The following is a 22790-nucleotide window of genomic DNA, read 5'->3' as shown; positions in this document are numbered from 1 at the left end:
GCGACTAGGAATACTTTAGCTTCAACACGCTGTCAGGCATAGAGAGAAAATAGCCTTGATACATATTGAGATCTAAGGCGCGCATGGCATCGAGTTGTTCTTGAGTCTCGATGCCCTCGATCACTACTTGACAGCCCAACGTTTTTGCCAATTCGATACCTGAAATCATCGCGACTTGATTGCCTTGCATGTAGTCGAGCATCAATGAGCGATCCATTTTGACGATATCAGGACTGAGCGTTTCCACCCTGGCACGATTGGAGGCCTCCACACCATAATCATCCACCGCAATATGAAATCCAATATCACTAAGCTTCTTCATCGCGGTTTTCAGTAAGTCTTCGTTGGCATGTTCATGCTCAACCACTTCAATCACGATCTGATCCAGTGAGAGCCCGAGCTCTTTTATCCGTGTGGCCAGCAGGCTTTCCGTCATATCAATTACCGCCATTGCATCGCCAACGACTGGAAGGATGTTGAGGAACAATTTGCGGTCACGAAATTTTGATTGAGCGAAGTTTCGAATATGAATCACGCGACTCAGGCGTTCAACATTCACTTTGTCATCCAACGGGATGTTGTCTGAGGAAAAAAACAGATCGGGTCGTACGGAACTGCCGTCTTTGCGGGTGATGCGCAGCAGTGCCTCTAAACCAACCATGCTGGTGTGTTTGGTGTAAATCGGCTGGAAGACACTAGAAAGTGTCAAAGACTTATAGTGCGCAATGTACTGGCCATCTTCTCGCTGTTCGAGACATTGAGTAAACTGCTCTCGGGTGGACAGAATCATAAAAACGCCTTACCTCAAAAATACCACATGGCGATACAATCAAACGACTAAGCATACTCGAAAGTACTGATTTTGTCGCACGTTGGAAGCCAACCTTTTGTCTCAATAAAGATACAAGCATTATCAAAGTTGCGCCAAGTTTTCTTTGTTTTAGAAATGAATAAATATCCATTTTAAGATAGAGGTCTCATCAACGCTCATCAAAAAAATCTTTATTGCGTATGTATTTAGACATCAAATGATAGGAAAACGGACGGATAAGCCAGGAGACAACACTGCGACCAAAGCGTAACCAATTTGGTGTGTTTTCGTAAATACGACCATTGTAGAGCCACAGCATTTTTCCAACGTGAATATAGTAGAAAGGAACAGGGGGCAGGAAGGTGACGATGTCGAGATCGCAGCAGACGCGGTAGGTTTTATGCGCGAGCAAGTAGTGTCGATAAAATCGATAACCACCGACCGATGGCTGACCAAAGGTTACGATTCGTTTGATAACCTTAGGATGACAACGCTCAAGACGGTCAGCAATGACTAAGCCGATAGCGCCGCCGGATGAGTGCCCCGTTACCGTGATTCGTTTGCCCTGTTCTATCAATGGCACGAGTATCGTGAGCAGTTTGTCGAACACACTCATACCTAGAGTGTCGCTCTTATGACTTGGCGTGCTTTCTTGATTGAGTAAGTCGAAGTAGCCGGCGTGAATCGCATAGGGTAATTGGAAAGGCGCGCAGCTTTTGTGCCAAAGTTTAAGGTTAAGTAGCCAATCCCAAACATTGTGGGAGCCTTTGATCACCACAATGACTTCGTCTTTATCGTGGCTCCACAGCACACGAATCATAGGTTTACCAAAACGGTTGTGAATAACGCGCTGGCCGTTTGGGGCAAAGCCATAGCGTGTCTGTTTTAGGACGCGTTGATAAGCAAGATTACACAGCACCGCGTAGCGTTCATACTGATAACGCTTCAGTTTCTTCATCGAGTCATTAAATCAGTGAGGGGATCGCTTTAGTATGCGCGCGCAGAGTGACGCTTCTGTGACAGTGGTGGAGCGGGAAAGGGACTAACTAAGTTGAATAACTGAATATAAATGCAAATACTTTCGCACCAGTTGCTGATCCGTTGAGCGACGCAGTGGATGGGTGAACTTAACGTAGTAAGGACTCATGCCAAATTGCTCTTCTAGTGTCGCTGCTAATTGTGAGTCGCTCTCATATAAGCTTACCCCTTGAATACGGTAGTCGTCTAACTGGTCAGGCAGTTGCCCCGTCCACCAGTGTAACAACTCGCGGCTCTGTTTGCTGCGCGTGATCCAATGGTCAGACAGCAGCAGCACAAGGTCGTTGGGTTGAATAGCGTAACTGTATTCGGCGTGCCATAGGGCGATGGACTTAAACAACTTCTTTCGGTGGGTAGAACCTGCGCTGACTAGGTGAGACGTCATAATCCAAACTGTGCCTAGTTCAGAGCTCACTCGATAGTGGTGAGGCATCTCTTTGTGGGTCAGGCATTCTTGGGCAGTGTAATCACACGCGTGACCAAACTCGGTGAGTGTGCGAGAGAGACGCCGCGCAAACGCCAAGCCTAAATGGTGCTCACTCATGCCTTTATTATGAATGGTCGGGTAGTGCTTTTCACATAGGGCCATACAGTCGGCTTGAAACTCGTTCACGCTTTGAATTAGCACATCCAGTAGCAAGGTGGGTTCTCCATTACTCAAACTCGCCAAATTAGAGTAACACGCCACTTTTAAATTAAGTTACATTTAATTGGCTAAAATTCAGGGGAAATGAGGGGTTTATGTCTAAGATTGAATTTACATCACAACAAAAACACGCGATGGCGCAGTCACTCCAAGACTATTTACATGATGAGTTGGAGGTAGAAATTGGCCAATTCGATGCCGAATTTCTCACCGACTTTGTGATTAAACAGTTTTCTGCCACCTTTTATAACAAGGGGTTAAGTGATGCCCAAGCCGTGTTTGAGCGTAAAGTGATGGATGTTGCGGATGAAATATACGAGCTAGAACAGTGGGAGCCAAAGTAACTAGGGATAAGTTCCTTCAAATTTTTTGAATGACTTCATCAATGTGACGACATTTCCAAGTTTGCGAACCTGTCCGATAATCATTCATAACGCAATTGATTATAAAAACGTGCTCAACCATAACTTTTTTGCTTGAGCGTCAACCAAAGTTGGAAGTATACAAATGAACAGCAGCCAAAATCATCCGCATAGGGTAAAGAACTACAACGGCGTCGCGCGCGCCATCCACTGGGTGTCGGCACTGGTTGTGATTGGCATGTTTGCGGTAGGGCTGTGGATGGTTGATTTGAGCTACTACAGTGAATGGTACAAAACCGCACCGCATTGGCACAAATCAGTGGGTATTTTATTAGCCCTTGTCACTCTATTCCGATTTGCCTGGAAGAATGTGACAGCGTCACCAAAGATCGAAGGCGCAAAGATTGAAATCCTCGGCGCAAAGTTGGCGCACCTAGCCATGTACACACTACTTCTGACGTTGTTTGTGTCGGGATATCTTATTTCAACGGAAGATGGGCGAGGTATCGAAGTCTTCGGTTGGTTCACCGTGCCTGGTATGGGCGCTTTCTTTGAAGGTCAAGCCGATACCGCAGGGCAAATACACTTTTACGCTGCTTGGGCGTTAATCTTATTAGCCGCTGTGCATGCACTGGCAGCACTAAAACACCACTTTATTAACAAAGACAACACGCTACGCAAAATGATAGGAGCTTCAAAATGAAAAAGACGTTACTTGCTACCGGACTAGCTATGGCAATGGTACTGCCATTAGGCGCAAGCGCGGCGGATTACGTAATTGACACCAAAGGTGCACACGCATCGGTCAACTTTAAAGTTAGCCATTTAGGATACAGCTTCATTAAGGGTCGTTTTAACACCTTTGATGGCGAGTTCTCTTACGATCCTAGCAACGTTGAAGCGTCGAAAGTGACCGTGAATGTGGACACTCGCAGCCTCGACTCAAATCACGCGGAACGTGATAAACACATTCGTAGCGCTGATTTCATTGATGCTTCAAAATTCTCGACCGCAACCTTTACGAGCACCAGTGTTGTCGATAAAGGGGACGGCATGCTAGAAGTGAAGGGCGACTTGAACCTACATGGTGTGACTAAACCGATTACTATCGACGCTGAGTTTGTCGGCGCAGGCCAAGACCCATGGGGTGGTGAGCGCGCAGGATTCGTGGGTACAACACGACTAGAGCTTGCTGATTTTGATATCGCGGTGATGGGCGCATCAAGCTACGTCGATATGGAACTGCATGTCGAAGGCGTTAAGAAGTAATCATCTCTAGATAGAATGACTTAGCCCTCCAATCGGAGGGCTTTATTGTTTCTATGATTTATGCAAGACGCTTTTCGTCTTGCGCATCAGTCTCGTAGGGTGATTTTGACGCAAGTTTAGTGGTGTGTTGTAAAGCACGTAGAACTTGTGCTCGGGTCACCACGCCAACAAGACGTCCATCAGCCAGTACCGGCAAGACTGATGGGCGATTGGGGGGCGAATGCTTTGCGCGTGCGGTCAGTGACCCAGGGTTAAGTTGCGTTGCATAACCCATGCTCGATGTCGGAAACAACGCCGCTTTGTCCAGGCAAAAATACTCCAATACATCAAGCAAGGTATCGCTTGCCGACACCGCGCTGATCTCATCATTCATCACCATCACGACGCTTTGTTCCATGTGAGTATGGTGTGGATGGCTCCACATCTCAATCATGGCGTCGTGAATTGAAAAGAATCCGATCAATTCATTTTGTGTATTGACGACAGGTGCGCCGTCGATGTGCTGCTCAAGTAGCGTATCAATGGCTTTGCCGGTCGGAGTGTTCGCAACGAACTGAACCGGATGCGTGTCCATAATTGTCCCGATGGTTACGGTGTCTTCGCCGCGATAAAGGGTGTGGGCGCTGATCTTTTCGGGTTGAGTGATCGCCTGACTGTCCGCCGCTTTAAGCTGAGGCCGACGATAAATAGACCAGTTCGCTAAACCGACCAACACCGCGCCACCCACGATGTTGCCGAGGGTGACTGGGATTAGGTTAGCTGTGATGAAATGGCCGACCGTTAAGTCGTTAAACTGCGAAGCAGGCACACTAATTTGCGACCAAAAAGGCTCTGGGGCAAAGCTGTGGATGGCGATACCAAGTGGCACCATAAACATATTAGCCACACAGTGCTCAAAGCCGCTGGACACAAACATCGCCACCGGCATTACCGTCATGGCCGCTTTGGTCATGGTATTGGCGCTGCTAAAGGTTAACCAGATGGCCAAACACACCAGAAGATTACACAATACGCCCAGTGCAAAGGCCTGAACGGGCGTGTGATGCAGTTTATGCTGCGCGATGTTCAGCGCATTTAGTCCCCACTGGCCATGATCTAAGCCGTACAAGCCTGCAAAAAACACAATAATCAGCAGCAGTGAGGCACCAATAAAGTTACCCAGGTAGACCTTACCCCAAATCGACAGCATCTTGGTGACACTGATTTGTCCGTTCGCCCAAGAAATGCTCGACAACACCGAGCTGGTAAAGAGTTCGCCGCCACAAATGACGATCAAAATTAGTCCCATACTGAATGCCAAGCCGCCGACTAAGCGACTCAATCCCCATCCGGCTCCCGCATTATCGGTAGTGACCGTAATATAGAAGACGAACGCTAAACCGATAAATGCACCAGCCATGATCGCGAGGCTCAGTGTCATCGTGCTGGTTTTGTTGGCTTTACTGAAAGCAAACTTTTCCGCTTCCGCCATCATTTCGGCGGGTGAAAAAGAGACCTTCTCGTTGTGTGTTTGTGTCATCGCTCCCCCCAAACTCCTTTCAATGCAGACTATGCATCCTATTGTCCTTGTGGATTCATTGTAGGGTAGGCAAAGATTCAGTAAAGATAAAATTGATTAATGTTTTAATTACCATCAATTAAATTGATATAGATAAATAAAATAGCGATTAAGGGAGGGGGCGAAAAGAGTATCAGAAACATTGATAGAGAGAAGGGGTAAAACAAAACCCTCCAAAAGAGGGCTTTGCGCTGGTTGTTGGAGCTCAGAATTTGTGGTTTTTAATCATCCGATGTGCTTCGCGCTTAATACAATCCAACAAAGGATGATCTTCCATGTCTGCGCGCCAGATAAATGAAATCGCTCGATTCATTTTCAGCTCCGGTACGTTCAGCGCGGCAAGTTCACCGCGTTCAATATAGGGCGCGACATCGAGGTAGGGGAGACATGACAGGTATTTACCATTGGCGACAAGCCGACGAATGACCGGAATGTGCGCGTATTCACGCCATACGTCAAGGTCTGGGATCAACGGTAACATCGCCCCTTCAAATACAGAACGAGTACCGGCGCCGCCTTCACGCAGCACCCATTGGGCTTGCTCTAATTGCGCCAAACTGACGCGTTCGTTTTTGGCGTATGGGTGATGCGCTGAACTGATCACAACGAGGTGATCTCGGAACCACTCTTCTTGATGCGTGCGGTTGTCGTCACATCGACCTTCGATAATGCCGAGGTCATATTTATAATCGAGTACGCCTTGAATGACCTGATTGGTACTTTTGACATCCAAAGCGGTACGGATTTCTGGAAAATCATTATCAATGGTACTGATTAGCTCGGGGACGAGGTGTTCCGCGGGAGTTTGGCTAGCACCAATATTGATATTGCCACTGAACAAATGTTGGTCATAGAAACCAATTTCGATCTGTTCTGCATCCTGCAGGAGCCTTTTCGCTCTCGGTCTTAGCCAGTTGCCCCAGTGGCTAAGGCGCATATATTTACCCTGACGAATAAACAGCTCTCTGCCGAGGAGCTTTTCTAGCTGGCTTAAGGACATACTGGCAGCGGATTGGGTAATGGCCAGTTTATCAGCGGCTTGGCTAACGCTACCCAGTTCGGCCACGGCATCAAATACCGCGAGTTGTTTCAAAGAATACCGCACCGTTTCTCCTCTTCTTTCTATTCAGGCAAAGCATAATTGAGGTGAAGTCGCTCAAAATTGGCTAAGATTGTATATCAGAAAATCTGATTCAGAAATGAAAATAAATCAATTTTTCAATTTATTCCCGCTCTGTCATAGTCAGTATCTCAGCTCCTGAATACTATACTATCAAAGTGTTAGTCCAACGCTTCGAGATCAAGCTCTCATTGATGATCGTTGTGGCTTCGTCATTCTGAAACACTCTATCAATCCGATTGATGGCCTCTCTCTTTCTATAACGAAAAGCCTCAATTTTATTTTGCATCAATAAAATTGAATCTAAAAATAAATAAAATCAAATTTACTAATACAAGTGCGCTTTGTAACATGGCGTCCAGCAGTGAGGTATGGGCTGCTGAGTTATTGAATCTTTGATGGATTGGCATGGGATGCCGACCGCTATTTTTAGGAGAATGTTATGAGTGCATTGTTAACCGTAAGCGACATTGTCAATTCGAACGCACCAGTATTACGTCAAGATACGCCTCTTTACGCGGCAATCGACCAGTTTTTACAACACAACACTAACGGTGCCGCCGTTTGCGATGAGCAAGGTAATTTAGTTGGCTTCTTTTCTGCGCATGACGTGATGACGGAAATGTGGTGTCAAGATTACATCCCCGACACTCAAGTAACGATTGGCCAATTGATGAAAACCGATGTGGTCACGATTGGTTTTGAAGAGCGCCTCACTGATGTGATGGAGTTTCTCGCGCTTGATAAAGACCAGATTTATCCAACAACCGCGATGGGTATCGCGACACGTTTGAGCACACTCTCTTTGGAAGAGCGCGTCAAAAGCATCAAGGTGAATCGCCCACAAATTCTGCCGGTCCTTAATGAAGGCAAATATGTTGGTGTGGTTTCTCGTACAGAAGTGCTGCGTGCACTGCGTACCTTATTTAAAGAAGCGCCAACGGCGACGTCGCCTGTCAGCACCCCTCAAGCAGACACCAGTGTCGCTTAATTCGAGTTTATAGTTGGAGTTATAATGGAACAGTTTTCCCATCTAGCGGCGTTTAATCATTACGTGTTGGCGTTTGTCGCGCTTTCGATCATGGTACTGGTGGCGCGCACAATTGTTGCGGGTACTAAGTACTCTTCACTGTTGGTGATCGTCGTGTTTGGTTTAGGCCTTGGATCCTTGTTGGTTCAAAGTGGTATGGCTCAACCGGGATTAACCGATTTTCCTGTGGTCGTGATGATGAGTCAAACCACCGTCATCGCTTTGATTGCCTCTTTCTTCGTTGGAGGACAAGAGATTAAGCGCCTGTTGTCAAACCACGATATGTCGGACGACAGTTATTTCACGCCATCGAACAAAGAGATGGTGCTGGGAACGAACACCACTCAGTTCATGTTTATTGTGCGTGCGTTTCTATTATTGCTCGGTATCGATATGGCGGACGCGCTGCTGTCTGGGCGCGCGAGCCATTACCAATTGGGCGATTCTTACTTGCTGTTGGCTTACATCAGCCTGGCGATCGCGTTCATCTTAGTGGATAGCAAAGCGATTTTCGCCTGTAAACAGTCTTACATTCGCAAAGGGGTGGTGGAAGCCGTTGCGATTGTACTGGTACTGAAGTTTTCGTTGATGCTGTCTAATATCGTGCAAGCCTACATCGGTCTACCTCAGATTTTCTTTGCGATGATTTTGTCATCGGGCCTTGGCGCTATGCTGCCAAAGTGGAAGTTAGGGCCAACCATGAACTCACTGTTGTTCGCTGGTATTCCACTTGTATTGGCAGGGAGCTTCTTGGTCGGCGGTTCGCACATGCTTGAAGCGTTCGCAATTCCGGGTCTATCGAGCGTGATCGTTTACGGTTTTGCAGGACAAGTCTTCTGGATGTTTGGAGGTTTGGCGCTGTTAATCTTTGTTGGTCGTGCTAACCATCTCAGAAACTTGGCGCCGGGTATGGCAGGCGGTTTGTCTCACTCAGGGCTAACGGGCGCATGTACGGCAGGCGATTTCGGTCGCACTGCGGCATCACGAGCGCCTATCATGATCAACATTCCGTTTGCAGGTCATATCTTTGTGTTTACGATTCTTGCGGCGAGTGCTGAGAATGGTTCACTGCTCGTACAATGGACATTGCCACTGATTTTAGTGGGGGGAGCATTTGTTTTCTTTGCACTGAAAAACCTACGCAATGCCGCTGGTAGCGAGGCCAAAGAGGTGAAAGGGTTGATGCTCTTTTCCCTGGGTTGGCAAATTATGGCAGTCTTCGGCAGCTTTACCCTCCTGAGTTTGGCGGGAATGTCGTTGGAGCATGCATCAATGGCAGCGTCTTCAGGCTTATCTCACTTTGGCCTATTTGCTGCGGTGCAAGAGGGCATGTTTGGTAGTGCGGCGGCCAGCTTGATCACCTTCACTTTCGCGATGACTTTCTTAGTCCATCCACTCGTCTTCGGTATGTTCGGCAAAGCGGCGGAACGTGAGGGTGTGATGACAGAAAAAGTGGTTGGCGTGTTAGCCACCTTGGGACTTGCTGGTGTGGTTTACTCGACTATGTTGATCTAGCCCCCACGTCATTTGTCGATACAAAAAATGGCCAAGCATTACGTTTGGCCATTTTTGCTTTCTGTTTACTAAATCTGTTTAAATATCGATTGCGTCACTAATTAATGTAACGAATGAATTTTTGTTGCGCAATAGTGTGATCAATGTAACTTAATAAGGTTAAGCATAGCGATATGATGGCGGCAATTTCTAACGCTATCGATTTTCTCTGTGAGGCATTATGACGACATTACTCGCGATATCGCTGACCACCGGCTTACTTTCCGGCCTGTGGGGCTGGATTGCCATCTCACTCGGTTTGCTGACCTGGGCAGGATTTCTAGGCTGCACCAGTTACTTTGCTTCTCCGACTTCAGGCTTAAAAGGCTTAGCACAAAGCTTAATCACCAACCTAAGCGGTGTGTTTTGGGCAATGGTGATCATTCACGCTAGCCAGTTTGCTTCGCTAGAAATACTTGGCTATGTCATTACTGCGATTGTCGCTTTTTTCATGTGTATTCAAGCGAAACAGTCCTGGCTAGCTTATATCCCTGGTACATTCATCGGTTCGTGCGCGACGTTTGCCGCAAATGGTGATTGGCAACTGGTTGTTCCATCCCTGATGTTGGGCGGCGTGTTTGGTTATGCGATGAAAGCGTCTGGCCTATGGTTACAACAAAAGTCTCAATCCAATGGCAAATCCGCGTCAGCGAGAAGCGGCCAAGCTGTGAGCCAGTAGTGCGTTATTACTACTTCCCCCCGATTGAGTATCTTCTTCGCACTCTCAACCTGAATGAGTGAGCCTTGTGATACAACGGCATCTCTTTATGATATGCCGTTTTTTCGTTTGTTGGTCACACCAATATAAAACTTTAAGGCGTGTTGCCGTTCGCCATGGTAATCACACGCTTTAATGTCCATCTAAGCAGTATTGGAATGCACTCGACGCCTTGCTCTTCACAATGGTGGACCAGTGCGAGTGCTAAGTCGGGTTTGGCGTATTTCTTCAGCACCCTCGCGACCACCTTTTTCGCGGGAATAGGATGATCCAAAGGCACCTTGATTTTTTCCTTGAAGAAGGATTCAAAACCGTTGTTGTAAAGATAGTGTTCGATGTCTCGATCGGGCAGCTCGGTGAGACGATGTCTTTGCTGGTCATGCCCCAATTGCGCTTTTACCGCCGCCGCGTACTTTTTGCCAGCTGCATCGCCATCGGTCACCACATGCCAATCGATACCAAAGGCTTTAGCGACTTTGATCAGAGATTTCAGCCCCGATTGCGCAAACTCGATGATTTGCACGCCCTCTGCGGCGAGGTTATAGCCGCATTGATTGGCCAGCTCATTAAACAGCCATACTTCCGTTTCTCCCTCCACCAACAACCAACAACGCGCAAACAGCGCTCCGGATCGGTGAAAGCGAATGTGGAAACCAATCCGTCGAAGCTCATCGCGGCTAAAACGTTGTTCTGGCAAGTAGTAGGTGATGGTTTTATCGGATTGTCGCACTAGACGTCGCAGGCTGCGCATTGGCACTTGACCAAGTAACTCTCCACTGTTGGTGGTGAGAATCTTTTGCATTGGCAGCAACTGCAACAGCCCCCACGCCCGAGCTAGGTGGGTGGGGTGTAAACGACCTTCGGGATCTTCAATGATCAGCAAAGGACGTGCGCAGCGACGAAGTTTGTTTGGCCCTTTAGCCTGTAAATAGGCGTTGAGGAGTGTCATAAACAGTAAACGCGTCTGCTTGTTGTGCGTTTCCGCGACGACCTGCGTAATGCTCTTGTTGCTGCTTGGAGCATTAAAGAAGATGCCGTCACGCTGCTTCCGCGGATTCTTACGACTGCTGGATTTAAAGGAGAAATAGTGATCGACCAACACGTTCATCGAGTTGAGGCTACTGCGCATTTCGCCTTTGTTGACATGGCCAGGGATAGCCATCAAACGGCGGCAAGTGTTATCAATGCGTTTCTCTGATCGTTCATTGACGCCGTTACCGTTGCTGAAAGGGCGTTCAAATCGGCGGGAGTCTTTTAACCGAATCACGGGGTGAAGTGACATCAACTCCTGAGCAAGCTTCTCTGAGTGGTGTAACGGCAAAGGATCCCCTTGATCGTTGAGAAAAGCATAGCGGGTCGAGATGGAATGCCCGTCGCGTGAAGCACTTAAACGGTAAATAATCCTTTGTACACCTTCCTCGTCGGTGATCCAGATCGGTTTGATTTTTCGATAGCGCCCGGAGCGAACTTCATTTTTATCCGTCGCGATAAGGCTGAGCACGATTTGTAAGTGTTGGGTTTGCGGATGAGCAATGGAGTAATCAACATGAAAGTCCGTCATTTCAAATTGATACGGTGTGCCTTCAGACGGCAAGGCAACGCTCAGTGCGTCGAGCAGTGACGATTTACCCCAGGTGTTTTCGCCAATCAGCGTGGTGAGTTCATCAAATGCGATAGATAAGCGGCGGATACCGCGAAAGCCAGAAATTTCGATTCGCTCTAATCTCATAGAGTCACTCCGTTTTGGCTATAGACAGTTTAAGCATAATCGAAAAAGTGTGGTTTAGCAGATATTTACCTCACAAACAGGCAATTATGCACAAGTCACACTGAGTGATGTATATCAAATGGCATGTTCAATAAAAGTGTGAAATATAATGAATCTGTCATACCGATTGCGTTAGGATGACGGGAAAAGAGAGTAGAGAAGACAGATAAAAACTATAACATGACAAAATTACGTATAGCGCACATTAACGATACCCATTCCTATTTTGAACCCTCCTCGTTACAGCTCACATTGAACGTGGAAGGTGACACACTCACACCTTACGTCAGCGCCGGGGGCTTTGCTCGCATCGCCACTCGCGCAAAACAGCTTAGAGACGAGGCGCAACAGGCCGGTGATGCCTTCCTCTTCCTCCACGCAGGAGATTGCTTTCAAGGCACACTTTACTTTTCGCTGTTTAAAGGGGAAGCAAACGCCACCATGCTCAATGCGCTAGGCATAGATGCCATGGCGTTAGGCAATCATGAGCTCGATATGGGCAACTTACCCGTCGCGCAGTTTGCCCAGCGAATCGAGTTTCCACTGCTTGCAGGCAACTGGGATCTGAGCCAAGAGAGCCAAGACAAACCCACACGCCTATCCGATAACCCAAAGGTTATCGCCTATCAATCCCCAACACGTACGGCTGGTTGGATAGAGAAAACGGTCGGGCAGAGTAAAGTGGCGATTTTCTCCCTAGCGTTGGATAAGATGGAAGACATCTCTAATCCAGATTTTGATACGCCGTTTGTCTCCACCATTGAAACCGCGCGGGCCACCGTGGCTGCCATCCATCAAGCGGGGATCCGAAATATTATTTTGCTTAGCCATATGGGCTACGACGCGGACTTGGATATCGCCAATCATGTCGATGGGATTGGCTTGGTGATTGGCGGCCACAGCCATCGCCTGCAAGGCGACTTCTCGGCGCTCGGACTTGCGAAAGACGACGAATACGGAGTGAAGGTCAACAATACCTATGTTGTGCAAGCAGGCTATCACGCACTGAGCATGGGTCATTGTGACATTGAGTTTGATGACCAGGGCCAGGTGATCGCATTTAACGGAACCAATGAGCTATTACTGGGCCGCCAACTGTTTATTGATGCTTCGCGAAGTCAGGCGCATACAGAAAGCCGTTATCAAGCCGCGAGACATTTTATTGATGCGTATCCTCAAGCGGTGGTCTGCAAAAAAGATCCCACGGTCTATCAACTTTTAGAGCGCCAATACAGCTGTCATGTCCGCAGCCTACAAAACACATACATTGCGGATGCGGGTCGCTATCTTCGCCATGTGAGGATCCCTGATACGCAAGGGCCGAGCGAACTCGCGCCTCTCGTCGCACGCTCTTTTGTCCATTCGATGCGCAAGCGCGGTATGACAGTGGATTTTGCCATTCACAATGCCGGAGGAGTGAGAAACTCACTCAATATTGGTCAAGTGAGTGTGGCAGACATTGCTGGCAAACTTTTGCCCTTTGCCGTCCCTATTGGCGTATATGAGATAGAGGGGCAGCATCTTTATCGCGTGATAGAAGGCGCCATCAACAACGCGATCAGCAATGGAGTTGAAGGGACAGGGGATGGTTCTTACCCATACACGTACAACTTGCGCTTTACCTACAATGAATCGTCACCCATCGGTGAACGAATCACGCGGCTAGAGGTGAGAAGCTCAGGCAACCAATGGGTGAAAGTTGAACAAAATCAAACCTATGTGGGCACATCATCGGCTTACACCATGAAAGGGAAAGAAGGCTACGACGCCATCTTGAACATGGCTGGCGAGGGAGTGGTGACCCCCATGTCGATGGCCGATTGCTTTATCGAAATGCTTCAAGACTGCCCCGACACCCTCAATGCCAAGCACGTAGGGACATCAAAATCCAATTTGGCATAGAGTATGCTAAGCCATTAATGTCAGCAGAGAGACCGAAACGGTTTACGATAAGCGAACTCAAAGGTAAGACATTATGTGGCGTAAAGACTGGATTGATGTCGTCGTGGTGATCAGTTGGATAAGCGTTTGGTCGGCATTGGTGTATTTCGTACCAATGGGCACGATTTGAAAGCGATACTCACCGACATGATGATCCCATTAAACATATAAGAGCGTACATTCACCGTGCGCTCTTTTCATTTTTGAGGATTCCTCATACCAACGCTGCGGAAAATAAACATTAGCAATTGTTATGGCTTTAAGCCAAACAATTCGATAATTTATGGTTCTTACCTGCAAATTTCTATCAATCTTGTGGTAAATGACGCTACCTAGTGCTCACACAGCGATCAAGACGGTAAAAACGCCACATCAGCAGCAACGAAACGACGACAATATGGGTATCAACAAGTTAATGCCGAAAATCATACGTGACCAGATGTAAATGTTTTGTAAACAACGCAAGAGAGAAGAAATGTCTGTAGAAAAACTATGCACATTAACGAGAACTCTACGCACTTTTTAACCCCTTTGACGCATAATCCGTTTTTTGTTCTGTTAACGACTTGTTTTATTAGAAAATCTAATTTGAATAGGGAAATTTTGTCATTTTTTGGCCAACATAAGTTTGTCTATTATTAGCCCAACAAAACGTACAGATTTATAGAGAGGCAATCATGGCACAAGCAATGCAAATGGGCACACTAAACCCAACTATCTCTATGGACAAAAAAACCTACGCGGTTTCTTTCAAAGGATTGATTGCTCACTTACTCGATATTCTATTTACCGACAACAGCCAGCCACGCGCGTATTATGCGGATCAGCTGTCAGGTCACATGCAAAAGGATATCGGTCTCTACCGTTAACACCAAACGGTAATACGAAAACGCCAGCTCACGTCGAGCTGGCGTTTTGCTTTCTTAACCGCTCATTACTTCTTACGAGTAAATTCAGCAATCACGTACATCGACTGACCGCCGTTTGCTTTACCAGAAACAAGCTTAGGATCGTCACCAATGCTGATACCACGGATAACTGTACCTTGCTTAATGACTTGGTTGGTGCCTTTTACGGGAAGGTCTTTGATTACCGTTACGTCGTCACCTTTCTTTAGCTCAACGCCATTGCAATCAAGAGGTTTGTCATCAGCAGACATACCTTGCATCGCCCACGTTTTCTGATCTTCTTCCATGTACATCATGTCTAGCGCGTCTTGTGCCCAGCTCTCGCTGTTGAGGCGCGTTAACTGACGCCAAGCTGTCACTTGCACAGGTGGAACCTGACTCCACATGCTGTCATTGAGGCAGCGCCAGTGGTTAATGTCTTTTGGCTTATCAATTTCTGATAGACACTTGTCGCAAACCATAATCGCATGATCAACGGTCACGTGGCTGTGAGGCGGCACTGCATAAGCCGTCAATGGTGCGTCACTGGCGCACAATTCACACTTAGATTCACAACGTTCTAGCATAGTAGCTTCTGAAGACATAAAGGACTCACATTTGATGGGTGTTTAATCTAGGCGGCTTATTATGCACACTATCGGGTAAAAATAAAGGGCATGAACGATCGTTCAATTGATATATATTGAGTGACAGCGTCACAGATAAGCTTTACCTGACGTATTCAAGTCGGCATAATTCGCGGGTGAATTGTGCGCATACCTAACCAAAGGAACCCTCTTGGAACTCTTTTCTATCGACTTTCTAGGCAAGCCGCTGCGGGGCGAAGCCTCTATGGCAGGCTGGCAACAGATCTATTGGGACAACCACTTAGTGTCACAACTCGATGCCAATGCCGAGCGCGGACACAAATCCAGCCACCAATTTGAGTTACTCAAAGGGGATGAGCGCTTGGCCTGCAAAGTGGATTTGACGTTGCAGTGGCAGCCGTTTTCACTCGAAGTGAGAGTGATGCTCAACGATCAACTCTATTCAACCACCACGCGCACGGAAAAAGACATTGAACGTCAGCAGCCGACGCGACCACCAAAGGCAGAAAGACGATTTAGCCTGATTGGCTTAGTCTCTTTGGGTATGAAAGCGCTAAAAAGCGCCAAACTGATTAAGGTTGTACTGGCATCAGCCAGTTTAGCCGCCTATTCATGGCTGTTCTCGTTTCAGTTTGCCTTAGCACTACTGGCTTGCTTAATCTTTCATGAATATGGGCACGTCAAAGCAATGAAATACTTTGGCATGAAAACCAAAGGCATCTATTTAGTGCCGTTTCTCGGCGGACTCGCTCTCAGCGACGAAAAGATCAACACTCGCTGGCAAGACGTGGTGATCTCAATCATGGGGCCAATGTTTGGCTTCATCCTTTCATTACTGTTGACGTTAGTCTATCTGCTCACAGGGGAAGCCTTCTTTGCGGGGTTGGCGGTGTTTAATGCACTGCTGAATTTGTTTAATTTGCTGCCTATTTTGCCTCTCGACGGCGGCCATATTCTAAAAAGCATCAGCTTCTCAATGAACAGCGTCGCTGGCATTGTACTGTGCAGTGCGGCAGCTGGGGCAGGGGTCTTGCTCAGCTATTCGCTCGGTCTGACCTTGTTTGGCTTCTTGCTCATCATGGGCATGCTTGAGATCGTATTGGAGTGGCGTGGCCGCCATGCGAGCCATTTATTACCGCTCGACCGATATGGACAAGTTGTTTCATCCATATGGTATGTGGGCTTGGTAGCGGGGTTAGCCGCGATTATTGCCTTCTTTGCTAATACGGGCGATGAGTTGCTACGCCTACCTCTATTGATATTGGGTACCTAATTGACCCGATACGTACCGCGCTATCACGCTTACAGCATGAACTAGGTAGAAACAACGGGAGCATGCTCCCGTTGGTCATTGTGTAGAGTATGCACACTCAGCATTGTGGTTTGCTTACGCTGCTCGCTGGCAGCGTTTTCATTTTCGCGCTGAGATCATCAATACGTGTACTGTGAGAGGGGTGGGTCGAGAGTAGCTCAGGCGGCGTATTACCCCCGGAGGCTTTCGCCATATTTTGCCACAGCGCGACGCTTTGCTTAGGGTCAAAGCCGGCTTTGGCCATCAATTCTAACCCAACGATATCCGCCTCGGATTCTTGGGTACGCCCGTAGGGCAACAGCACGCCATATTGAACGCCAACGCCAAGTGCCGCCATCGTCATGTCACGATACTCTGAACTGCCCAACGCGATGTTGGTGATTTGTAAGCCTGCATTGGCAATTTGAGATTGAGATAAGCGCTCGTTACTGTGATCGGCGAGTACATGCGCAATTTCATGGCCAATCACCGTTGCTAGCTGATCTTGATTGACCGCGACGTTTAACAATCCGGTGTATACGCCGATTTTTCCACCTGGGAGCGCGAAGGCGTTGACTTGGTCACTGTCGAATACCACTACTTCCCATTCGTCAAATCCCGCTTGCTTGGGCACATGAGCCGTAATGGTTTTGGCAACGCACTGCACGTACGCGTTAGTTTTGGCATCGGTACTGATCGGCTGTTCGCTTTTCATCTGTTCAAATGACTGGGCACCTAAAGCGCTCATATCTTGATCGGAAAATAAAATCAGCTGTGATCGCCCCGTCGGCGATGAACTACAGGCAGACAACGCGAGGCTTGCAGCGATTAAGGATAGCGACAAGCCGCGCTTATAAGTGATGTGCATGACGTTCTCCATCTAGGTAACGAATGTGCCAGCGTCGGCATTGTGAGTCATGACGCTTGAGTTATTCCGCTTCATTATGCTACAACGCGACTCTGTTTCCTACGCACCAACCGCGCGACAACGCTTTTTATTACGACGGATCACAGAATGAAAATATGGAAAAAAGAGATCGATCTGGAAAAACTCAATCAAACCTCAAAAAACACTCTGATTGAGCATCTCAATATCGTCTATACCGATTTTGGTGATGACTCCCTAACGGCCACCATGCCCGTGTGTCATTTTACCCACCAACCACTCGGTATGCTTCATGGCGGCGCTTCAGTGGTGCTCGCAGAAACACTCGGTTCACTGGCCGCAAACTTCTGTGTTGATAACGAAAGCTATTGTGTTGGACTTGATATTAACGCCAACCACGTTCGCGCGATGCGGGAAGGGCATGTCATCGGTACAGCCAGACCCGTGCATTTAGGCGTTTCTACACAAGTGTGGCAAATTGATATCACCGACGAAAGGCAACGACTGGTGTGCACCAGTCGCTTGACCATCGCGGTTAAGAAACATCGTGGAACGAAAGCTCATGCTGATTGAGTTCAGTTTAGGGAAAATCATCGCGACCCCCAATGAAGTGGTGATTAAGTTAGCAGGGCCGGGTAGAGTCACGTTGCAAGCCCAAGCGGACGCCGTCATGCTCTATGGTGGCGGTAACGTGATTGCGGTAAGAGCGTCTGAAGCTAGCTGGTCAATCTCGCTCGATAACGCCCATCAATTAACCCAAGTTGCCGAGCAATTAGGTATCGCAATATCATAGAACTCGGTATTGGGGTGAGATATCAAAACTTGCATGTGAGCTCATAAATGAGGAAACTAGTTTGGAATCCAAAACCAACGAATTTCCCCTTTATGAGTAGCCCAAGATTACGCGTCCAGTTCGAAACTTTATTTGAGCACTACCAAGGCAAAGATTGTGGTGTCCAACTAGAAGAGATCACAGAGATCTTATTCTGCACACGGCGAAATGCGCGAATCGTGCTGAATAAAATGGAAGAAGAGGGGTGGCTTGAGTGGCACCCAGCACCGGGGCGCGGCAAGCTCTCCCAGTTGGTGTTCAAACGTAGCCGCAGTGACGTCAGCGAAACTCTAGCTCGCAGATATTTAGATGAGGGAAAAATCAGCCAAGCGCTCAAAGCGCTCGATCAAGATACCGCTAAGTTAGCTCAAGTGATTGAAAGCTACTTAGGCGTGGTCCACCAGCAAGGTGAGCAGGTGATTCGCTTACCCTACTATCGCCCCTTATCCACTCTCAATCCCGCTAAAAGGGTTCGCCGTTCAGAGCTGCACATCATCACGCAGATATTCAGCGGTTTAACTAAAATTGGCGATCAAGAGCGTATCGAGCCGGATATTGCGCACAATTGGGAGTTGGTGACACCGCAGCATTGGCGCTTTTACATTCGTAGCGGGGTACGCTTTCACAACGGAGAGTTGCTTACTATTGAGCACATTTTGTCCGTTCTGCGCCGATTGAGCCAAAACACGCTCTTTTCTCATATCGAATGCGTTGAGTGTCGTTACGCTAACACTATTGATGTATACCTTTCTAGGCCTGATTACCATTTGCCTGTTCTGTTAGCAGAGTCGAGTGCGAAGATCACGTTGCCAGAGCGAGACCAACAAGACGATTATGACGCGTTTCCCATTGGTACAGGACCGTTCAAAGTGGTTCAAAATGATGCCAAACGTCTGGTACTTCAAGCGCACGATGGGTATTTTGGCTACCGACCTTTACTCGATCGTGTGGAAGTGTGGGTGATTGAGCGAGCGCTCTCTTCGATGATTTTTCCGAGCCTTTCGCAGCCAATTGCGACTGGGATTGAGCGTGTCACAGATAATGTCGAGCTAGACCCGGGTTGTACCTTTTTGCTCTTCAATCGTAAAACGGGACTGGCTAAAGAGTCACAATGGGCAAGCTATTTCCATGACCGCCTAGCCACGCTCAATTTATTTAAACAAATTCCTGATGAGAAATTAGTCGAGTTGGGCGCTCTGCCGGCACATGGACTCAAGCCAGGTTGGTATCACCACATAAAAACCGACGCTGTCGAAGCTCCCTCAACAGAGCGAGAGGTGACGGTTGCCTACCAATCGCAACACCCGATGTTTCCGACTTTGGTTAAGTGTATAGAGCGTGTTCTCAAACAAGACAAGGTATCAGTTCGCCTCATTCGTTATGAGCACGAGACACCTGATCTCGCCGATGTGGATATCTGGGTTAAAGCGATGGGCATCACTAACAATCGTGATGATGCATTGGCTGCTTGGTTACTCAGCTACAGCGATATTGAAGCGATGAGCCAGTCAGATGACTTTCAATATTGGCAGCAACTTGTGATGGATTGGCAAAGTGATCAAAACCGACCTTTTCCCGCTAAAGCGCTAGGGCAGTCTCTTGTGGAAAGAATGCAGTTAATTCCGATGTTCCACTGTTGGTTGGGAGTGAGTAAAGATCAATGCGGTTCATTGCAAAATGCGCAGTGTAACGCGTTGGGCTGGTTTGATTTTAGTTCAGTGTGGGTGAAACCAGAACTCGGACAGTGATAGTCTCAAGCACTCACTGCTCAATGTTAATTATTTGTAATAAAGGCATGTATTATCTCAAAGATAAGACGGATTTATGTGTCAAAAATTAATCATAGCGCAGCTTTTTTGAACTGAGTCGATAAAACTGGCAAAAAAGTGAACATTTGGACTTTGCACGACGACGTAAACTGTTAGAATTACCGAAGTTTAAATTCGGTATTTTCAACAAATCAACGAGGTTCATAATGGAACTAGGTTTAATCGTCGCTTTCATCGTCGCTGCTGCGCTTATGGTTAAGAAAGAGATGGCTAGCTCAAACGCTTAATGGATTCCAACCCTTTTTTGTTCACTTTTATTGGAAACCAAAGAAAAGCTCCCTTTATTAAAAAGGGAGCTTTTTTTGTTTTTGACGTCGTCAATATTTAGAATTCGTACTTAGCCGTGATTGCCCAGTTACGACCCGGTTGAGTGAAATCTTTGTCCTCTTCTACAAAGCCTTTGACATCATTCCACTCGTAATACTCTTCGTCCGTTACGTTGAAGAGTCCGGCGCGTAGCGTCAGATCTTTCATTGGTACGTAGTAAGCCGTTAGGTCGACAATGGTCGCGGCATCAATACCGATGTAATCTCCACGAGTTGAGCCTTCAGAGTTGATGTCTTTGGCTTTCTTCTCCGCGTTATAGGTGACAGTCAACGCGCTACCCCAAGTACCAGCAGGTGCGTCGTAATTGAGGCCAACCACAGTGTTCCATGGTGTCACGTCGTTAAGTGGTTTACCTTCTCCATCTTCACCCTCGGTGTAAGCCGCGGCAACACGCGTACTGATCCCGTTAAGCGGCAACTGCTCATCCCAATAGAATGTGTTTGAGAGCTCTACACCTTTGATGGTTGCTTGATCAATGTTGATGTATTGAATAACGGCGGGATCCGCTGGCGTAAATGAACCGCTGACCGTATCGCTAGAGATAAAGTTGTCGTAGTCACTGTAGAACACGGCCAACTCTGTAGCTGAGTTCTCTGTGTTATGGCGCCAGCCTAACTCATACGAGACACTCTTCTCTGCCTCAAGATCAGGGTTAGGTTTATTGATGTAGCCATAATTAGGGTTGCCATAGGAGTAGTACAACTCTTGGAAATCAGGGGCTCTAAAACCTTGACTCACTTGAGCAAAGAGTTTGTGCTGCTTATTCAGTGCATACACCGCACCTAGACGTCCAGTGAGAGCAGAGTCGGAGAACTTTTGGTAATCAGACGCTGGGTTTTCACTTGGGTTTTCCGAACTGTCACCAGGTTTTGTCTCAAAGCTGTCAAAACGGACACCTGGAGTCAGCGTAAGTTGACCAATGGTGATCGTATCTTCGATAAATAAGCCGTAGTTTCGTTCAGAGGCAGAAGGAATGTAGAAAATCGTTTTGTCATCATCAATCGAGTTGTATTCGTTGTTGATGTTTTTGATATCCTTATCGGCAAACGACAGTCCGTAGACGATGAAGTGCTCCGTTGAACCTAGGTTAAATCCTTTATCAAACTGCGCGTCAAACTGGAAGCCTTCGTCCGAATAGAGGTAATCTTTACGCTGCACGTTACCGGCCGTCGGTAAGAACATTCCGCCATTTGAGGTACGATTGGTCACGCCATTTTCTTCTTTGCTCAACCAATCCAACTGCCAGGTCACCGTGTCTGCAATAGACGCGTCCGCATTCCAAATGTGTTTAATGCCGATCTGCTGCTTGTCGGTCGTATCATCACCGTTGTAATCACTGTAGCTGTCGCTAATAAACTGCGTGTCTACCGTATCGTGCAAGATATTACCCGTAAACTCGAAACGGTGATCATCTGACGCTTGGTATTGAAGCTTAACCAATAAACTGTTAGCCGTGGTGTCTTGCTCATCAGGCTCGCCAAAGTTATCCACTTCATTCCCATCCCTGCGCGTGTAGGCGACGAGACTTTCTAAATTGCCTGTTTTGTTGGCAAGTGCAATCGACTCACTGAACGTGTTGTCAGAAGATGAGAAATTGAACTTAGCATGGCCACCAAAATTGCGACCTTTCAGTAAATCACTCGGGTCGATGGTCTGAAAAGCCACGATCCCACCGATAGCGCCTGAGCCATAAAGGGAAGAGGCGGCCCCCTTAACCACTTCAACCGATTTTAGCAGGTCAGTGTCTACATCAATACGTGAAGAGTTGATAAAGTTGTACGACTGACCACCGCTTGGCGCGAACTGGTTGGTTTGGTTGACGCCATCCACCAAAACTTGAATTCTGTTGCCTTCCATGCCGCGAATATTGATGCCTTGCACACCTTGACGAGAGTTTGTCTGTACACTAACACCCGGTGTGTACTTAAACAAATCCTCAAGACCTGTGGTCATATTACTTTCGATTTCGTCGTTATCGATCACCGCAACCGATGCAGCAACATCACTAAGCTGTTGATCAGTACGCGTTGCCGATACCACAACTTCGTCAAATAGGGCATACTCTTGTGCATACGCACTCGTTGTTAGGGCTAAAACAATCGAAGCCGACAATAGTGATTTCTTATACATTTATGATTACCTTAAATCCATTAGGTTTGGTTGAACGGCCTGAATTTTATTGGATCTAAATGATAATTACTATCGTTATCAATATCACTTTTGAGTTGAGCTATTGGAATTTGAATGAATCCTATCAATATTTTATATATAAAACAGAAGCTTAAACTTGTAGAATAGTCAGTGTATTGGTAAAA

21 protein-coding genes are annotated in these 22790 nt (G+C 47.3%); 12 read left to right on the top strand and 9 right to left on the bottom strand.

Annotation, left to right across the window (positions count from 1 at the left end; all coding sequences use genetic code 11):
- Positions 1 to 4: 4 nt before the first annotated feature.
- The 3 genes from AC6R0L_RS03825 to AC6R0L_RS03815 all read right to left on the bottom strand — a co-directional run bounded on the left by AC6R0L_RS03825 (position 5) and on the right by AC6R0L_RS03815 (position 2489).
- Positions 5 to 790 carry an EAL domain-containing protein gene (locus tag AC6R0L_RS03825; protein WP_500628279.1) on the bottom strand — a complete coding sequence of 262 codons (786 nt, stop codon included), beginning with the start codon at positions 788 to 790 and terminating at the stop codon, positions 5 to 7.
- A gap of 190 nt (positions 791 to 980) precedes the next feature.
- Positions 981 to 1769 carry a lipase family protein gene (locus AC6R0L_RS03820; protein ID WP_500628278.1) on the bottom strand — a complete coding sequence of 263 codons (789 nt, stop codon included), beginning with the start codon at positions 1767 to 1769 and terminating at the stop codon, positions 981 to 983.
- 84 nt (positions 1770 to 1853) lie between these two features.
- Positions 1854 to 2489 carry a hypothetical protein gene (locus AC6R0L_RS03815; protein ID WP_334551852.1) on the bottom strand — a complete coding sequence of 212 codons (636 nt, stop codon included), beginning with the start codon at positions 2487 to 2489 and terminating at the stop codon, positions 1854 to 1856.
- 101 nt (positions 2490 to 2590) lie between these two features.
- Between AC6R0L_RS03815 and AC6R0L_RS03810 the strand changes: the two genes are divergently transcribed.
- From AC6R0L_RS03810 to AC6R0L_RS03800, 3 genes are all read left to right on the top strand, one after another.
- Entirely contained in the window at positions 2591 to 2839 is a 249-nt protein-coding gene (locus AC6R0L_RS03810; RefSeq protein ID WP_334551853.1) for a DUF2164 domain-containing protein, read from the top strand.
- 163 nt (positions 2840 to 3002) lie between these two features.
- Complete coding sequence (locus AC6R0L_RS03805) at positions 3003 to 3560, top strand: cytochrome b (RefSeq protein WP_500628277.1); 558 nt, start codon at positions 3003 to 3005, stop codon at positions 3558 to 3560.
- Positions 3557 to 4126 (top strand): YceI family protein, encoded by a 570-nt coding sequence (locus tag AC6R0L_RS03800; protein ID WP_334551855.1) that lies wholly within the window; start codon positions 3557 to 3559, stop codon positions 4124 to 4126. Before AC6R0L_RS03805 ends, AC6R0L_RS03800 begins: the two co-directional genes overlap by 4 nt.
- Positions 4127 to 4184: 58 nt before the next feature.
- Here AC6R0L_RS03800 and focA read toward each other — a convergent pair whose 3' ends face one another.
- Together focA and AC6R0L_RS03790 are read right to left on the bottom strand one after the other, a co-directional pair.
- Positions 4185 to 5645, bottom strand: coding sequence for a formate transporter FocA (gene focA, locus AC6R0L_RS03795; protein ID WP_500628276.1), 1461 nt, complete (start codon positions 5643 to 5645; stop codon positions 4185 to 4187).
- 244 nt (positions 5646 to 5889) lie between these two features.
- On the bottom strand, positions 5890 to 6789 hold the full coding sequence (locus tag AC6R0L_RS03790; protein ID WP_487901515.1) for a LysR substrate-binding domain-containing protein: 900 nt from the start codon (positions 6787 to 6789) through the stop codon (positions 5890 to 5892).
- A 457-nt stretch (positions 6790 to 7246) separates the two neighbouring features.
- Here AC6R0L_RS03790 and AC6R0L_RS03785 point away from each other — a divergent pair, with 457 nt between their 5' ends.
- From AC6R0L_RS03785 to AC6R0L_RS03775, 3 genes are all read left to right on the top strand, one after another.
- Complete coding sequence (locus AC6R0L_RS03785; RefSeq protein ID WP_500628275.1) at positions 7247 to 7795, top strand: CBS domain-containing protein; 549 nt, start codon at positions 7247 to 7249, stop codon at positions 7793 to 7795.
- Positions 7796 to 7819: 24 nt separating this feature from the next.
- Complete coding sequence (locus AC6R0L_RS03780; protein WP_500628274.1) at positions 7820 to 9349, top strand: hypothetical protein; 1530 nt, start codon at positions 7820 to 7822, stop codon at positions 9347 to 9349.
- A 220-nt stretch (positions 9350 to 9569) separates the two neighbouring features.
- Entirely contained in the window at positions 9570 to 10067 is a 498-nt protein-coding gene (locus AC6R0L_RS03775) for a DUF1097 domain-containing protein (RefSeq protein ID WP_500628273.1), read from the top strand.
- 133 nt (positions 10068 to 10200) lie between these two features.
- Here the strand turns inward: AC6R0L_RS03775 and AC6R0L_RS03770 are convergent, their stop codons facing one another.
- Positions 10201 to 11835, bottom strand: coding sequence for an ATP-dependent endonuclease (locus AC6R0L_RS03770; RefSeq protein WP_487901511.1), 1635 nt, complete (start codon positions 11833 to 11835; stop codon positions 10201 to 10203).
- 219 nt (positions 11836 to 12054) lie between these two features.
- Between AC6R0L_RS03770 and AC6R0L_RS03765 the strand changes: the two genes are divergently transcribed.
- Together AC6R0L_RS03765 and AC6R0L_RS03760 are read left to right on the top strand one after the other, a co-directional pair.
- Complete coding sequence (locus tag AC6R0L_RS03765; protein ID WP_500628272.1) at positions 12055 to 13776, top strand: bifunctional metallophosphatase/5'-nucleotidase; 1722 nt, start codon at positions 12055 to 12057, stop codon at positions 13774 to 13776.
- 716 nt (positions 13777 to 14492) lie between these two features.
- Positions 14493 to 14684: a hypothetical protein gene (locus AC6R0L_RS03760; RefSeq protein ID WP_487901509.1), complete on the top strand. Its 192-nt coding sequence runs from the start codon at positions 14493 to 14495 to the stop codon at positions 14682 to 14684.
- Between the two features lie 65 nt (positions 14685 to 14749).
- Here the strand turns inward: AC6R0L_RS03760 and AC6R0L_RS03755 are convergent, their stop codons facing one another.
- Positions 14750 to 15307, bottom strand: a complete 558-nt coding sequence (locus AC6R0L_RS03755) for a PhnA domain-containing protein (RefSeq protein ID WP_500628271.1) — start codon at positions 15305 to 15307, stop codon at positions 14750 to 14752.
- A gap of 193 nt (positions 15308 to 15500) precedes the next feature.
- Here AC6R0L_RS03755 and AC6R0L_RS03750 point away from each other — a divergent pair, with 193 nt between their 5' ends.
- Positions 15501 to 16583 carry a site-2 protease family protein gene (locus tag AC6R0L_RS03750; RefSeq protein ID WP_500628270.1) on the top strand — a complete coding sequence of 361 codons (1083 nt, stop codon included), beginning with the start codon at positions 15501 to 15503 and terminating at the stop codon, positions 16581 to 16583.
- A 97-nt stretch (positions 16584 to 16680) separates the two neighbouring features.
- Here the strand turns inward: AC6R0L_RS03750 and AC6R0L_RS03745 are convergent, their stop codons facing one another.
- The gene (locus AC6R0L_RS03745; protein ID WP_500628269.1) at positions 16681 to 17469 is read right to left on the bottom strand and encodes a M48 family metallopeptidase; all 789 of its coding nucleotides are present in this window, start codon (positions 17467 to 17469) and stop codon (positions 16681 to 16683) included.
- Between the two features lie 147 nt (positions 17470 to 17616).
- On the opposite strand from AC6R0L_RS03745, the gene AC6R0L_RS03740 reads away from it, so the two are divergent.
- The 3 genes from AC6R0L_RS03740 (at position 17617) to AC6R0L_RS03730 (ending at position 20067) form a co-directional block, all read left to right on the top strand.
- On the top strand, positions 17617 to 18060 hold the full coding sequence (locus AC6R0L_RS03740) for a hotdog fold thioesterase (protein ID WP_500627171.1): 444 nt from the start codon (positions 17617 to 17619) through the stop codon (positions 18058 to 18060).
- Positions 18050 to 18280, top strand: a complete 231-nt coding sequence (locus AC6R0L_RS03735; protein ID WP_487901547.1) for a DUF3389 family protein — start codon at positions 18050 to 18052, stop codon at positions 18278 to 18280. The genes AC6R0L_RS03740 and AC6R0L_RS03735 overlap by 11 nt, the downstream gene beginning before the upstream one ends.
- Before the next feature lie 92 nt (positions 18281 to 18372).
- Positions 18373 to 20067, top strand: coding sequence for an SgrR family transcriptional regulator (locus AC6R0L_RS03730; protein WP_487901504.1), 1695 nt, complete (start codon positions 18373 to 18375; stop codon positions 20065 to 20067).
- Between the two features lie 405 nt (positions 20068 to 20472).
- Here the strand turns inward: AC6R0L_RS03730 and AC6R0L_RS03725 are convergent, their stop codons facing one another.
- Positions 20473 to 22605, bottom strand: a complete 2133-nt coding sequence (locus AC6R0L_RS03725) for a TonB-dependent hemoglobin/transferrin/lactoferrin family receptor (RefSeq protein ID WP_500628268.1) — start codon at positions 22603 to 22605, stop codon at positions 20473 to 20475.
- Positions 22606 to 22790 lie beyond the last annotated feature (185 nt).

The sequence above is a fragment of the Vibrio sp. R15-SG3-ISO1A genome, from assembly GCF_059833955.1.
Note: the sequence above shows the minus strand (reverse complement) of the source record. Positions and strands in the feature narration are given on the sequence as shown.